The organism is Cytobacillus kochii (genome assembly GCF_020171845.1).
Taxonomy (GTDB): Bacteria; Bacillota; Bacilli; order Bacillales; family Cytobacillaceae; genus Cytobacillus; species Cytobacillus kochii.
Genome location: NZ_JAIVAM010000007.1, coordinates 19,401 through 33,643, shown reverse-complemented (window position 1 = coordinate 33,643; position 14,243 = coordinate 19,401). Strand labels below are relative to the sequence as shown.

The 14,243-nt window shown below is 37.5% G+C and carries 16 protein-coding genes and 1 pseudogene; 14 read left to right on the top strand and 3 right to left on the bottom strand.

Going from position 1 to position 14,243, the window contains the following annotated elements; all coding sequences use genetic code 11:
• The first annotated feature begins 19 nt into the window (after positions 1-19).
• On the top strand, positions 20-304 hold the full coding sequence (locus tag LCM23_RS11320) for a 3-isopropylmalate dehydrogenase (protein ID WP_224937044.1): 285 nt from the start codon (positions 20-22) through the stop codon (positions 302-304).
• 72 nt (positions 305-376) lie between these two features.
• Here LCM23_RS11320 and LCM23_RS11315 read toward each other — a convergent pair whose 3' ends face one another.
• Positions 377-1,153 (bottom strand): 3-hydroxybutyrate dehydrogenase, encoded by a 777-nt coding sequence (locus LCM23_RS11315; RefSeq protein WP_224937043.1) that lies wholly within the window; start codon positions 1,151-1,153, stop codon positions 377-379.
• 185 nt (positions 1,154-1,338) lie between these two features.
• Here LCM23_RS11315 and LCM23_RS11310 point away from each other — a divergent pair, with 185 nt between their 5' ends.
• The 8 genes from LCM23_RS11310 to LCM23_RS11275 all read left to right on the top strand — a co-directional run bounded on the left by LCM23_RS11310 (position 1,339) and on the right by LCM23_RS11275 (position 9,429).
• Entirely contained in the window at positions 1,339-2,268 is a 930-nt protein-coding gene (locus LCM23_RS11310) for a 3-hydroxyacyl-CoA dehydrogenase family protein (protein WP_224937042.1), read from the top strand.
• Between the two features lie 127 nt (positions 2,269-2,395).
• Positions 2,396-4,081 carry a sigma-54 interaction domain-containing protein gene (locus LCM23_RS11305; protein ID WP_224937041.1) on the top strand — a complete coding sequence of 562 codons (1,686 nt, stop codon included), beginning with the start codon at positions 2,396-2,398 and terminating at the stop codon, positions 4,079-4,081.
• A gap of 697 nt (positions 4,082-4,778) precedes the next feature.
• Positions 4,779-6,164 (top strand): GntP family permease, encoded by a 1,386-nt coding sequence (locus LCM23_RS11300; RefSeq protein ID WP_095371953.1) that lies wholly within the window; start codon positions 4,779-4,781, stop codon positions 6,162-6,164.
• 39 nt (positions 6,165-6,203) lie between these two features.
• On the top strand, positions 6,204-6,902 hold the full coding sequence (locus LCM23_RS11295) for a CoA transferase subunit A (RefSeq protein WP_224937040.1): 699 nt from the start codon (positions 6,204-6,206) through the stop codon (positions 6,900-6,902).
• Between the two features lie 15 nt (positions 6,903-6,917).
• Positions 6,918-7,559, top strand: a complete 642-nt coding sequence (locus LCM23_RS11290; protein WP_263624208.1) for a 3-oxoacid CoA-transferase subunit B — start codon at positions 6,918-6,920, stop codon at positions 7,557-7,559.
• Between the two features lie 582 nt (positions 7,560-8,141).
• A complete protein-coding gene (locus tag LCM23_RS11285) occupies positions 8,142-8,297 on the top strand; it encodes a hypothetical protein (protein ID WP_224937039.1) in 156 nt (51 codons plus the stop codon).
• 3 nt (positions 8,298-8,300) lie between these two features.
• Positions 8,301-8,609 (top strand): RNA-dependent RNA polymerase family protein, encoded by a 309-nt coding sequence (locus LCM23_RS11280; RefSeq protein ID WP_224937038.1) that lies wholly within the window; start codon positions 8,301-8,303, stop codon positions 8,607-8,609.
• Positions 8,569-9,429, top strand: a complete 861-nt coding sequence (locus LCM23_RS11275; RefSeq protein WP_263624207.1) for a reverse transcriptase domain-containing protein — start codon at positions 8,569-8,571, stop codon at positions 9,427-9,429. The genes LCM23_RS11280 and LCM23_RS11275 overlap by 41 nt, the downstream gene beginning before the upstream one ends.
• 184 nt (positions 9,430-9,613) lie before the next feature.
• On the opposite strand, the gene LCM23_RS11270 is transcribed toward LCM23_RS11275, so the two are convergent.
• Complete coding sequence (locus tag LCM23_RS11270; RefSeq protein WP_224937036.1) at positions 9,614-10,108, bottom strand: hypothetical protein; 495 nt, start codon at positions 10,106-10,108, stop codon at positions 9,614-9,616.
• Between the two features lie 139 nt (positions 10,109-10,247).
• On the opposite strand from LCM23_RS11270, the gene LCM23_RS11265 reads away from it, so the two are divergent.
• The 5 genes and pseudogenes from LCM23_RS11265 to LCM23_RS11245 all read left to right on the top strand — a co-directional run.
• Entirely contained in the window at positions 10,248-10,415 is a 168-nt protein-coding gene (locus LCM23_RS11265) for a hypothetical protein (RefSeq protein WP_224937035.1), read from the top strand.
• A gap of 168 nt (positions 10,416-10,583) precedes the next feature.
• Positions 10,584-10,985: a hypothetical protein gene (locus tag LCM23_RS11260; RefSeq protein WP_224937034.1), complete on the top strand. Its 402-nt coding sequence runs from the start codon at positions 10,584-10,586 to the stop codon at positions 10,983-10,985.
• The gene (locus LCM23_RS11255; RefSeq protein WP_224937033.1) at positions 10,969-11,433 is read left to right on the top strand and encodes a hypothetical protein; all 465 of its coding nucleotides are present in this window, start codon (positions 10,969-10,971) and stop codon (positions 11,431-11,433) included. Before LCM23_RS11260 ends, LCM23_RS11255 begins: the two co-directional genes overlap by 17 nt.
• A complete protein-coding gene (locus LCM23_RS11250; RefSeq protein WP_224937032.1) occupies positions 11,414-11,596 on the top strand; it encodes a hypothetical protein in 183 nt (60 codons plus the stop codon). The genes LCM23_RS11255 and LCM23_RS11250 overlap by 20 nt, the downstream gene beginning before the upstream one ends.
• Before the next feature lie 76 nt (positions 11,597-11,672).
• Positions 11,673-12,065: pseudogene (locus LCM23_RS11245) on the top strand (MMPL family transporter); the annotation flags it as partial.
• 112 nt (positions 12,066-12,177) lie between these two features.
• Here LCM23_RS11245 and LCM23_RS11240 read toward each other — a convergent pair.
• Positions 12,178-14,187, bottom strand: coding sequence for a helix-turn-helix domain-containing protein (locus LCM23_RS11240; RefSeq protein WP_224937031.1), 2,010 nt, complete (start codon positions 14,185-14,187; stop codon positions 12,178-12,180).
• Between the last annotated feature and the right edge of the window lie 56 nt (positions 14,188-14,243).

Sequence of the window (14,243 nt, the reverse complement as noted above, 5' to 3'; positions counted from 1 at the left end):
TGACTAAGGAGGATAAATGGTGATTCTTTCAATTTTGATGATTGTTTTTATTGCCATTGCCAATATAGCAGGGGCATTTGTAGTTTTTAAAAAAAGAAGTGTATACAAGGGAGCACTCATTATTCTAGCATTTGCCCCTGTATTTGGTGGTATGGGGAGTTTAATAGCTATCTCTATAATCCGCGATCCGTTTACCGTTTTTTATGGTCTGCAAATAGGCTATATGTTGCTTGTTAATAGTGGGATAGTATTATTTATCGCCGTGATAGTAAGTTGCTTACAAAAAGTACTCAAAATGATGTAAATATAATCAAAAGAAGTACTGTTAAGGAACAGCACTTCTTTTAGTTTGATGCTAGTTTTCTCTTTTTGTCACTTATTGCGCCGTATACCCACCATCCATCACAATCGCCTGGCCAGTTACGCCTCCAGCTAAATCACTGGCTAGGAACATGGCATAGTCAGCAATTTCTTTTACTTGTAGTAAGCGCTTTTGTGGAACGAGTGGATAGATGACTTCTTCAAGGACATTTTCTAATGGCACATTTCTTGTTGATGCTAGGTCTTGTAATTGGTTTTGCACAAGTGGTGTGTCAACATAACCAGGGCAAAGGGCATTGACTGTAATGCCATCTGCTGCGGACTCTAGTGCGGCCACTTTTGTTAAGCCGATTACACCATGTTTCGCACTATTGTAGGCTGCTTTGTTGGCAAATCCAATTAATCCGTTAATGGATGCAATATTTAAGATACGACCAAATTGTTGTTCTTTCATAATTGGTAATACGTGTTTGAGTGAAATAAATGGTGCTGTAAGCATGATTTTAATCATCAGCTCAAATTTCTCAGTAGGGAAATCTTCAATGGGTGCCACATGTTGCAAACCGGCATTATTAATAAAGATATCGATTCTTCCATGTGTTTTCTGTGTTTCTTCAATCAAGCTGATAATGTCTTCCTCTTTTGTTACATCAGCTTTCAGGCCAAACACTTCTAGCCCTTTTTCTTGAAGGGATTGCGCAGATTTTTTGACTTCCTCTTCATTAATATCGGAAAGAACGACCTTGGCTCCGTTTTCGGCAAAAATTTTGCCAATCTCATAACCAATGCCTCGTGCTGAACCTGTTATAATTGCCACTTTATTAGATACCATTTTGACATTCCTCCATATCAATCTAGTGGCTTATTTCAGTATGAAGATGTGTAAAGTCAGTAATAGGGAGTTGGGGAGTTAAAACTGGAAAAATCGTAACATAGATTCACGGTTTTCGCAATTATTTTATTTTTGGCACAGTAATTGCATTTTTAATTTTTGAAAAGTTAAAGGAGGTTACAACGATGATAAGAAATATTACTGTGATTGGTTCAGGTGTAATGGGGACAGGTATTGCGATATCGTTTGCAACTAAAGGTTACGACGTAATACTGAATGATTTAAACGATGAATTATTACATAAAGCAGAAAAAAGAGTAGCTGCAGATGTAGCATTACTTGTTGAAGAGAAAGTGTTATCAGAAAAGGAAGCGGATACAAGCTTGAATGCCATTGGATATGTCACTGAATTATCTCAAGCAGTTCAGGAAGCAGATTTAATTATTGAAGCAATACCAGAAGTGATTGAATGGAAGTGGGATTTATATAAACAGTTGGAAGAATTGAAGCAACCAACAGCGATCGTTGCCTCAAATACATCGACTTTTCCAATTACGAGATTAATGGAGAAGTGCACGTTTGCTAATCAAATGGTGATCACGCATTTCTTTAACCCAGCACATTTAGTTCCGTTAGTAGAAATTATTAAACATGAACAGACTTCTGATTCAATTGTTGAAGAAGTGAGAAACATCATGAAAGAAATCGGCAAAGCACCTGTTATTTTACAAAAAGAAAAGTCTGGCTTTATTGCTAATCGATTACAAACAGCCTTAATGAGAGAAGCTTTTTCATTATTGGCTGAAGGTGTGGCAACAGCTGAAGATATAGATACGGCTATTACCGCAGGGCCAGGGTTCCGCTGGGCATTTACAGGGCCGATTGAAATTGCTGACTTCGGGGGATTGGATACTTGGGAAAGAGTATTTAATAACGTTGCTCCAGAATTAAATGACACAAAGGAAGCGCCAGCAATCATCTCTGACTTAGTATCCGAGAAGAAGCTTGGTGTAAAGACAGGTGAAGGGATTTTCCAATATGAAGGAGAGATGGTCTCTAATAAACTATTAGAAAGAGACCGTTCCTTTATTCGCTTAGCAAAAATGAAAAAATAATGCGTAGGTGTAGAACGATAAAAAGTTCTACACCTTTTATGTGATTAAAAATATTCATTTGCCTGGCTATGATATAATAATGAAAATTATCAGATTGTAAAAAGTCGAGTGTAAGGAGAGATCTAAGATGCAAAACAGTCATGCCATCAGGAATGAACAGTTATTTAACAAAATCATAGATGAGCTGCCGTTAGGGGTGATGATACTTAATCATCAAAAGGAGATACTGTTTTGTAATCAAAGATTGTTGTGGATGATGGATGGCGATGAAAACGAAATGACTCATCTTCTCCAACAAGATTTCCTTCTCAGTACAATCGTGAAGATGAAAATAAATAAAAAAGAGCTATTAATTAAGGGTGAACGGTTAGAAGGTATAAATGGTGCTGCTTATATGTATCTTTGTGCACTGTCAAATGAAGCGACTGCAGATTTGCTACCTACCGGCCAAGGACAGCAAGAGAATGAGATGTTAATAGAAGACATTCTCGAATATGCTTATGACGGCTTAGTGCTTGTCGATGCAAAAGGCTATGTCGTTCTGTTGACACAAGCATATGCGGAGTTTTTGAAGGTCGATCAGAAAAGCTCAATAGGTAAGCATGTTACAGAAGTGATCGAAAATACGAGAATGCATATCGTTGTAAAAACTGGTAAGCAAGAAGCAGCTTCCTTACAGAAAGTAAATGGCGGCTATATGATTGCTACTCGTTCGCCTATTTTTAAAAATGGAAAAGTAGTAGGTGCGGTTGGAAAGCTCCTATTTAAAAATGTTGGTCAGTTTTCCGCCTTATTTAAACGATTACACTCATTGGAAAAAGAGTTGAAGAAATATAAAGGTGATTTTAGAGAAAGTAATAAAGCATCATACTCTTTTCATCATTTAATTGGTGAATCGCCTGCTTTTAAACAAGTAAAAGCCCAAGCAGTCAAAGTGGCCGAAAATGACTCTAATGTGTTGCTCTTAGGTGAGAGCGGGACAGGCAAGGAGTTATTTGCACATGCGATTCATCAGGCAAGCAGTAGGGGAATGGGGCTGTTTGTGAAAGTAAATTGTGCTGCTATCCCAGCTGAATTAATTGAATCCGAACTATTTGGCTATGAAGAAGGAGCGTTTACAGGTGCAAGAAAAGGCGGCAAAGCAGGAAAGTTTGAAACAGCAGATGGAGGCACGATTTTTTTAGATGAAATAGGTGAACTGCCCATTCATATGCAAGTGAAGTTATTGCGCGTGTTACAAGAAAAAGAAGTGGAACGAGTCGGTTCAACTAATAGTAAAGCCATTGATGTTCGTATTATTGCAGCAACTAACCGTAATCTAGAGGATATGGTTGATAAAGGAGAATTCCGATTGGATCTTTACTATCGCCTAAAGGTGATGGAAATAACCATCCCTTCTTTGAAAGATAGAAAAGAAGATGTTTCACGACTGTCTCATTATTTTACAGAAAAATACGCAACAATGATGGCAAAACCAGTCAAGGGGATTGACGAAAAGGCGCTCCATATCTTGAAAAACTACCATTGGCCAGGCAATATTCGAGAACTTGAAAATGTAATCGAGCGCGCGATGAATATGGTTGATCTTAATTGTTTTATTGAACCGAAGCACTTGTCAGCAAATATTAAATTACAAGAAACAGTAGTACCTACACGTACCTTAGCAGAAGTCATGGAAGAAACAGAAAAACAGACCATTTTTCAATGTCTAACAGCAGTTGGTGGAAAGAAAACAGAAGCAGCCAAACGTCTCGGCATTAGCCGTACGACATTGTATGAAAAAATGAACAAATATCATTTGCTAGAAGAGTAAGTAAGGTTTAGAACGGGATCCTACCAAATACTTGTATCGTGTTTGGTAGGATTTTTTTTGTGTATGATACCCCAAACGGTCAAACACAAGATGATGATTGTTAATTATCCACACAAAAAGATTGGAAAAACCCGAAGGAATGTGGCAATTAGAGTTTCCCCACACAAAAGAGTGGAAAATCCAGAAGAAATGCGGGGAATAAATGACGATTTGTCCACAAAAAAGAGTAGAAATCCCAAGAGAAGTGTGGATATCAACGTTTATCCACATTATCTGTACCCCCCCTATCTCACAAAAACGAAAAAGATAAATGAATCGATATTACGTAAATGTGTTAAGTAATCCGTACAATAACTGAGTGGATATTCTTAAAGTGTGCGTAAATCCATACAGAAAAACCGCAGTGTCTTAAAAGTGACAGTTTTTCTGAACGGTTTTTGCGAAAAAATGAGAATGAATATAAAAAAGAATAAGAATAGAGGGAATTTTTAAGTTGGCACATTCATTGCATAGTTTTGACAGACGGTTTATTGTCAGTATGACTCCAAGAGAAATTTTGGGGGAGATGTATATGGAAATGAAAACGTTTTCTACAGGTGAAAGTAAGAGGGAGTTACAAAGGGGGAGAAAAGCAACAATCGGACGACTCTGGGGAGAAGTCAGTTTGATTTGTTAGCGAAAATAAAGGGGGATTTCATTGTTTATTGAGATTTTTGCTATTATACTAGCATTAGGACTTTTAATTTTCTTAGCTTATCGTGGTTATCCAGTTATTATTATTGCCCCAATTGTTACGTTATTAGCTGTTGTCATATCTGGCGGGTTATTATTACCAAGCTATACAGAGACGTATATGTCGAATGCAGCTAATTATATCAAATCATTTTTCCCAATCTTCTTACTAGGTGCGATTTTCGGAAAAGTGATGGAAATGACAGGAGCAGCAGCAGCCATTGCAAGGACAATTGTATCCTCACTAGGGTCAAAACATGCTATTTTAGCTGTTGTACTTGCATGTTCTGCGTTAACATATGGAGGCGTTTCCCTATTTGTCGTCGCATTTGCTGTTTATCCGTTTGCTGCAGCTATCTTCAAAGAAGCTGATATTCCTAAACGGTTAATTCCAGGCGCTATTGCATTAGGAGCATTCACGTATACAATGGACGCACTACCTGGTACGCCACAAATTCAAAATATTATACCAACGAATTATTTTGGAACAGATGCTTATGCCGCACCTCTTGTAGGTATCATAGGAGCAATTATTATCTTCACTGGCGGGATGATTTGGTTAGAACGTCGTAGAAGGAAAGCGCTTGCGAATGGCGAAGGTTATGGTACAGGGCATAAAAACGAGCCTGAAAAAGTCGACCCGAATACGTTACCAAGTTTTTGGTTAGCAATCTTACCACTTGTTGTCGTGATTGCATTAAACTTTATTTTTAGTCGCACAAGTTGGTCTGCGAAATTCTGGTATGATGCATCGCAGCTTTCTGAACAATACAATATTGCTGATCCAAGTACAGTCACTTCAACATGGGCACTCGTTGCAGCATTAACGATCGGAATAATTGTCGCAATGCTCACGAATGTGAGAAAAATTAAAACAGGTTTGGCAGCAGGGTTAACGACAGCCGCTATGGGTTCATTGCTAGCAATTTTTAATACTGCTTCTGAAGTTGGCTTCGGTAATGTTGTGAAAACGCTACCGGGTTTTACAGCGATTCAAGACTGGGTGTTTAATGCAAGCAATAATCCGTTAGTCTCTGAAGCAATTGCTGTGAACGTACTCTCAGGGGTAACTGGGTCTGCCTCAGGTGGGTTATCAATCGCATTAGAGGTAATGGGTGCACAATATTTACAGATGGCACAAACATTAGGTATCTCGCCAGAATTACTTCATCGAATTGCTTCTATGGCTTCTGGTGGAATGGATACCCTTCCTCATAACGGTGCTGTTATTACATTATTAGCGATTACAGGTTTAACACATAGACAATCATATGGAGATATCTTTGTGTTGACAATATTAAAAACGATTACTGTATTTGCATTAGCTTTTGCTATTTCACTATTTATTTAAACTAATAGTTTATAAGGAAGATGGAAGGAGAGTCATACCATGAGTAAAATAATTACATCTTTAGATGAAGTGTTAGAACAAGTTCAGGACGGTGCTTCTATAGCAGTAGGTGGTTTTGGTTTATGTGGAATTCCAGAGAAACTAATTATAGCCCTGCAAGAAAAAGGAACGAAGGAACTAACGGTATACAGTAATAACTGTGGTGTGGATGACTGGGGATTAGGCTTACTTCTACAAAATAAACAAATCAAAAAAATGGTCGCCTCTTATGTAGGAGAAAATAAAACATTTGAAAAACAATTTTTAAGCGGTGAGCTTGAAGTTGAACTCGTTCCTCAAGGTACATTAGCTGAAAGGTTAAGAGCTGGTGGCGCTGGAATTCCAGGATTTTACACAGCAACTGGTGTAGGCACAGAGGTTGCTAAAGGGAAAGAACATAAAGAATTTGATGGGAAAACATATATTTTAGAAAGAGGCATTGTAGCGGATTTCGCTTTTGTAAAAGCATGGAAAGCAGATCCATTTGGCAACTTAGTCTTTAGAAAAACAGCTCGTAACTTTAATCCAACTGTGGCGACAGCAGGAAAAATAACGATTGTTGAAGTAGAAGAGTTAGTTGGTGCGGGGGAATTAGATGCAGATGAGATTCATACACCGGGCGTATATGTTCAACATGTATATGAAGGAAAAGCTTATGAGAAAAGAATAGAGAGACTAACAACGAGAAAAGAAGCTTAAAAGGAGGACATAATCATGAGTGGAAGAGAAAAAATACTCAATAGAGCAGTAAAAGAAATTAAAGATGGTATGTGTGTAAACCTTGGTATTGGCATGCCTACTTTAATTGCAGATCGCATCCCTGAAGAATTTGATGTGATGCTTCAATCCGAAAATGGTTTATTGGGCATTGGTAGCTACCCGAAAGAGTCTGAAGTAGACGCTGATCTTATCAATGCTGGAAAAGAAACAGTGACAGCTAAACGCAATGCTTCGTATTTTGATAGCGCAGAATCCTTCTCTATGATTCGTGGCGGTCATATCGATCTTGCTATCCTTGGTGGTATGGAAGTATCTGAAACAGGTGATTTAGCCAATTGGATGATACCAGGAAAAATGGTTAAAGGTATGGGTGGCGCCATGGACCTTGTTCAAGGAGCAAAACGCATCGTTGTCATCATGGACCATCGTAATAAATATGGTGAGTCTAAAGTGAAAAAGAGTTGTGAATTGCCACTAACTGGTGAAGGAGTTGTGCATGTACTTATTACGGACATGGCAGTCTTCGAATTCACTGAAAAAGGAATGGAACTGGTAGAACTACAAGAAGGTGTAACATTAGAAGAATTGAAAGAGGCAACTACCGCTTCTTTTATTGTACGTGAATCGGTGAAGTAAATTTGTAGCAAAAAGACTGACTCTATTCTTGAGTCAGTCTTTTTGCTATATGAAGGAGGGGTTAGGAAGCCGTTAATTGCTTATTGGTGAAAGTCCAATCTGAGTAAGCACCAAGGCGCTCAATAGCTGACAGGCAACTGGTGGAGAAACCCTAAGGTTGAAGCCCTGTGACAATGTAACTCTTAAAGAGAGTGCTAGCGAACTAACAGGTTGTAACATAAAGTGAATCTTGCCGCCTCGTGAATTACACCCCTCAATAGAGGATAAAAGGGAAGTTGAGCTCGGCGAATATGAGCGAAAACCATGGAAGATGTGAAGAACTTGGAAGAACAGCATCGAAGAATCCCTCGGGGTATGGAGATCGACATGTTAGTACAGTAATTAACGGAACTGGGGATCCCCTCCTCGTCACTAAAAAGTAAAGCAGAAACCTATAAGTGGAAACGAAATGGTGGATGGACGAGAGGGAGTCGGAGGGGGTCATAGTACCGATGATGGTAACGACAACACAACGTTATCTAGGGAAGGACGGCAAGAGCCAGTACCCTACTTCGTTCATATGTTTAAAGGAGGTAAGAGTCAGTGAATGCCAAGAAAATGGCTAACTACACCAATAATGCCAAAGCTCAAGAACTCTGGAAAACATTTTATCTTTGTGCCAAGGAAAGTAAAACAAGAAGATTTCACGCGCTATATGATAAGATTTATCGACCTGATATCTTATGGGAAGCATGGTAAAGAGTGAAACGCAATAAGGGAAGTGCGGGAGTAGATAAACAATCGTTAGAAGATATCCAAGCGTATGGCGAGGGGAAATTTCTAAATGAACTGTACGTGGAATTGAGGAGAAATCAATATCACCCACAACCAGTTCTGCGAACTTTTATTCCAAAAGATGATGGTAAGAAACGACCATTAGGTATTCCGACCATTAAAGACCGAGTGGCTCAAATGGCAACCAAATTAGTGATTGAACCTATTTTTGAAGCAGACTTTAAAGACGGTTTGTATGGGGTTTTCGTCCCAAAAGAAATGCCCAAAGATACGTAAAGAGAGTAAACATAACTATTGGGTATTAGACGTCGATATCCAAGGTTACTTTGATCACATCAACCCTCATAAGCTAATGAAGTTAGTAGAACAGCGAATAAGTGACCGTAAGGTACTAAAGTTGATTCGAAAATGGCTTCAAGCAGGAATTATGGAAGAAGGAAAACAAAGAAACTCCATTTTAGGCGCTCCTCAAGGAGGAGGCATCTCTCCTTTATTGTCAAACATCTATTTAAACGTGATGGATACATTATGGGAAAAGAAATTTAGTCATATAGGTACACTTATCCGCTATGCCGATGATTTTGTCGTTTTATGTAAGACGAAACAACAGGCATTAGAAGGTGGGCAAGTGATACAAGCCATTATGAAAAAACTGGATCTCTCTATACATCAAGAGAAATCAAGACTAGTTAATATTTGGGATGGCTCTGATGGTTTTGATTTTCTAGGATTCCATTATCGTAAATTCCCCGTTCGTAAGAAAGGGGGACGTACTTTCTTTATCATGAATCATATCCCTAGTAGGAAGGCCATGAAGAAAATGCGAAAGAAAATTAAAGACTATACACAACCACGAAGTAAATTATTAATGGATATAAAGGATATGGTAAAGGGTTTAAATCGGAAACTTCAGGGATTTAAGAACTACTATCAACTTTCTCCATTATCTAAGAGGTGGTTGAATCGCATAGATTGGTATGTGTTACAACGACTGAATCTCTTCAATAATAAGAAGAGAAATAGGCGGCATAAACACGCATATATTCAAGATACAGTAAGAGAAACACAATTCATATTAGTGAAATTGGCAAGTTGAGTGAGTACGTAAAGCCAAAGAAAGAAGAACGTCGGAAAGCCGTATGAGGGAAAACCTCACGTACGGTTTGATGAGGGGGAGCTGAAAGTAAAGAAGGTAACCGAAAGGTCACCTTCTTGAAATCAGTTCTCTACTCTACAAGGAGGGGTTAGGAAGATAAGTGAAGTAGAAGTTTGTGAACAAGTCAGGCATCGTTAGGTGAGTTGTTCTTTAAGTAATGAATACACACAAAAGTGGGAAGGAAAAGGTAGGGAACTGCGTGCAAATCAAGAATACGCGCAAAAGTGAGCAGGAGCAAAGAAAGAATTGCGCGCAAACCAAGAATACGCGCAAAAGTGAGCAGGAGCAAAGAAAGAATTGCGCGCAAACCAAGAATACGCGCAAAAGTGAGCAGGAGCAAAGAAAGAATTGCGTGCAAACCATGAATCCGCGCAAAAGCGAGGAGTAGCAAACAAAGAACTGCGCGCAAATGATGAATATGCGCAAAAGCGAGGAGTAGTAAACAAAGAATTGCGCGCAAATGACGAATCCGCGCAAAAGCGAGGAGTGGTAAACAAATAGCTGCGCGCAAACCATATATAACCCCAAACTCACAAAAACGCAGATGGTGTGTTAAAAAGTTGTTTGTGTACATCTTCCTATAATCATGGCAAGTCTGCCATTTTTGATCAAAGTCCAAATACCTCTCTCTTTTCTCTTGTAAAATAAAAAAAATATATTATTCTATTCCCAAAAGGAATGATTCCTTTGAATCAAAACAATGAATCAATCGCATAGAAGAGCATTATCCTTCGGGTTTCTCAGCACCGGCAACGTTAGTGTTGAAAAGTGATCAATCTCTTAATCAACAAGAATCATTGCAAGCGATTGATGAATTGACAGAGAAAATTTTAGCAGTTAATGGAGTATCCAAGGTACAATCTGTGACAAGACCAGCTAGAGAGAAAATACTAGAATTATATTTAGATATCAAACCGATCAATTAAATGAAGGAATTGGCGATGCAGACAAAGGGATAGGAACAATCCATGATGGTTATCCTCTGCCGAAGGGGAATTATCAAGCAACCAAAATAGTAATCAATAGATGATGTCCAAACATTAATCGATGGCACAGCCAACGCTAAAAATGGGGCTGCCACATTAGAAGAGGCATTGAATGAATTAACAGTAGGAATTCAATCTGGGAGTAGTGGGGCCAGCGAGTTAAACCTGGGAATTGCAGATGTGAAGTCGAGTGTAGAACAACTTTCAGGAGCAACTGGCACATTATTGAATGGTTATACCGAACTGCAATCAGGTCTTGCGAATACAGGAAATGTCTTTACACAGATGAATACTGCTGCAACAAGTATGTCTTTAGCTTTCACGCAAATCGAACAATCATTAACAAAATATATTGGGGAAAATCCAGAAGCTGCATCTGATGAACAAATACAAATAGCATTAGGGACAGCAGGGGAAGCGAAGCAACAAGTACAAGGGCTAATCGCACAATTGGAGAGTGCTTATCCGCAATATGAAATGGCGATGTCTCAGTTTGCTGCAGCAAACTGAGGGGCTTAAGCAAGTAGATAATGGATTATCAGAACTTCAGAACGGCTTAGAGGCATTGGAATCAGGTGCAAATGAGCTACAATCAGGACTAGAAAATGGTGCAACTGCATCAAATGAAATGGTAACAAGAACAGGCGAATTAGCATCAGGATTGGGACAAATCAATGATGTGCAAATCACGCTCCAAACAGGTTTAAACGGTTTAAGTGAAAAAATGGTGGAATTACACAAGGGCTTAGCAGATAGCACAGACGGATTAAATCAAGTAGGAGAAGGTTTACAGGATGCCCAGAAGTATCTTGGTGGTTTAAGTGCATCGAAAGCTTCTGAAAAATTCTTTATTCCAGAAGAAGTGCTTAATGGCGAAGAATTTCAGCAGGCGTTCAATATGTATTTGTCTGATGATAAAAAAATGACCACATTAACAATTGTACTGGAATACAAATGAAGCGATGAAGGTGATGGAGGAAGTTAATCGTCAAGTACCGGCAAGTATGAATGCAACAGTTTTACAAGATGCTGAATATGCAATCGGGGGCCAAACTCAGCAAAATCTCGATCTGCAAAATATGCGACAGAAGATTTTGCGCGTACGGCAACCATTATGCTAATTGGTATTGGCATTGTGCTTATGATTATCACACGATCTGTTATGCAGCCAATGTATAACTTCTATTAGCCTACTATACATCATTAGGGATTAGTGAATGGATAAGTCAATCCATTTTTGGCGTAAGTGAGCTCGCATGGAATGTACCATTCTTTGGCTTTATTATGATTATCGCCCTCGGGATTGACTATAGTATCTTCCTTATGATGCGATTTAATGAAGTCGATGGAAACCCAGTAGCAGCTATTTTAACTGCTGCAAAAAATATAGGAGGCGTAGTTATATCCGCTGCCATTATTTTAGGGGGAACTTTCGCAGCCCTCATTCCTTCAGGTGTGATCACACTAATCGAAGTAGCACTAGTTGTCATAATCGGCCTTATCATGCTAAGCCTGATCATGCTACCAGTCTTAGTTCCATCATTTTTAGCGATTGGAGAAAAGTTGAAAAGGAGGAGAGAGGGAGAATAAGCCAAAGAATGAAAGTGAAAGAAGAGATAGACGTTTGGGTACATCTATCTTTTTTTTATTTATATAATTTTAATTATCCTTTTTAACTACAAATAACTTTCTAACATAGTGGTCAAAGTAATTCTTGTTTTAAATAACAAGCCAATTGAATCTTTAGAGAATTTTCATGATTATCTAACTCCAATTCGGTTAATTCCTCTATTTTCTTTAACCTTTGATAAAGGGTATTAATATGAATATGCAGTTTTTCGGACGTTTTATTTGCAGAACGATTCTGTGCAAAATAGATAATTAATGTGTTTTCTAGATATGTATAATTCTCTAGTGGTTGAAAAACTTCTTTTATAAAATCTTTTAGTTCTTCGTTAGGACTTTGAAGGAATAAGCGATTAATTCCTATATCAGAGTAATGGAGTAAGCCTGGTTTTTGTTTAGATTGAAGAAAAGTAATTGCTTTTTCTGCCTCTTGATGAGTTATTTGTATACCCTCTATACCAGTTTTAATCCGTCCGATACCTATAAAAAATTTCATATGCTCAGTATATATCCAGAAGTTTGAAAGTTCATTAAGTTTGTATTTAATATCAGTTAGTGTGTCCAATTCATGAAACGTAAATAGAATTGTTACTCTATTATTAATGCCGAACACTAGTTTATTTACAGTAGAGAATCTTTGTTTTATTGACCAAACGAAGTGGTGAACTTTGGTTTCTAGGAATTGTAGATCATTGTAGTGTGAAAATTCGACAATTACCGTTAATAGATAATTTTTTATTTGAAAATTATATTCTAGTCCGGTTTTTTCTAATAAAAAAGAGTTTTTATTGGCTAATAAAAGCTGATAATAATCATGCATTTTTTTGTAATAAACTTCAGTAATAGTATGCCTTTTAGCTAGTTCTAGTGATAAAAAGACACTACCTCTTTCAATTATCATATTTTCTAATTGTGTAAGGTGTTTCTTTCCTTCTATGATGAGGCAACCGGTACATACCTCACCCACAAAAATTGGTTGTATTCGATATTGAGAATGTCCGTGTTTTATATCATAAATCGATATAAATAACGGGTTGGTTCTCTTATTTATAATTTTATTCGTTTCTTCAATAGTAAGGGGTATAGGCTTAGTTGAATAATATTCTTCCTCTATCAAATCAATAAAACTGACAGAGGGCTCTATCATTCTGTTTAATTCACTAGCAATCGCTTTTACCCCTTTGTTTTGAGCAGATAGTTGAGTTAAAGTTGTGTGGACTTCGTTTCTTTTACTTAGAACAGTATTTTTTCGTTTGATCTCCGTAAAAAGCCTTGCATTTTCAATTGCAATAGCTATTTGGGATGCGAGAGCATTAATAAGTTGGATATCCCAAGAGGTTAGCTTTCTAGAGCTGCTCTCTTGGTGAATACCTAGCACTCCTTTAATTTCATCGCCAAATTTGACTGGCACCGTAATTGAAGCTTTAACTCTTGAACCATGAAATGAATCTTGTAATAACTTTAAGTTTGATTTTGAAGTTCCCTTCATTGCTTCGTTTGCTTTGCGAAAGGAGTAGTAAATTCTTTGTTTTCCATCAAGATATGTTTTCCCAGTCACACTTTCTCCAACCTTGTAAAATACGTTTTGAATTTCAGGCTTCCAGTTACGAAATGCTTTACACTCTATACGATCTATGACGGGGTTATATTGCCAAAAAGCTGATGTTTGTGCACCTGGTATAACAGATGCTACATTATCTAAAATATTTGAAAGTAAGTTTTGTAGATCAAGTGAAGCAGCGATATTATTCATTCCTTCTATGAATTTTTCTAATTCAATATCTTTATTTTTTACTATGTGAAAGGTATATAGTGGGTAGAGTGAGTGGTATATCTTGAGAATGTCTTGTTTATCATACAGTACTTCACCTTCAAGAGATTGAATAGATATTTTAAATTCATTCGGATAATCTAATGTTAAAAACTCTTTCTTATATATTGGTAAGCCGTCTCCATTAATTATTTCTGTATTAATCATTTCATTGATATTAATAAGAAACCACTTTTGTTTCTTGGGAGAGAAAAGCCATATATGAAAATTTGTTATGTATTTATTTATGTAATGTAGAAAAAGGGAAGTATCCATTTGATTCTCCTCTCATATGTGATTTCCCACATAATATTTTTTGTTTTTATAAAAAT

Bases quoted from the DNA above. Each gene is read 5' to 3' on its own strand.
- LCM23_RS11305 (WP_224937041.1), top strand. From the start codon at position 2,396: ATGCAAAACAGTCATGCCATCAGGAATGAACAGTTATTTAACAAAATC.
- LCM23_RS11290 (WP_263624208.1), top strand. From the start codon at position 6,918: ATGAGTGGAAGAGAAAAAATACTCAATAGAGCAGTAAAAGAAATTAAA.
- LCM23_RS11240 (WP_224937031.1), bottom strand. From the start codon at position 14,187: ATGGATACTTCCCTTTTTCTACATTACATAAATAAATACATAACAAAT.
- LCM23_RS11275 (WP_263624207.1), top strand. From the start codon at position 8,569: ATGGGGTTTTCGTCCCAAAAGAAATGCCCAAAGATACGTAAAGAGAGT.
- LCM23_RS11315 (WP_224937043.1), bottom strand. From the start codon at position 1,153: ATGGTATCTAATAAAGTGGCAATTATAACAGGTTCAGCACGAGGCATT.
- LCM23_RS11310 (WP_224937042.1), top strand. From the start codon at position 1,339: ATGATAAGAAATATTACTGTGATTGGTTCAGGTGTAATGGGGACAGGT.
- LCM23_RS11295 (WP_224937040.1), top strand. From the start codon at position 6,204: ATGAGTAAAATAATTACATCTTTAGATGAAGTGTTAGAACAAGTTCAG.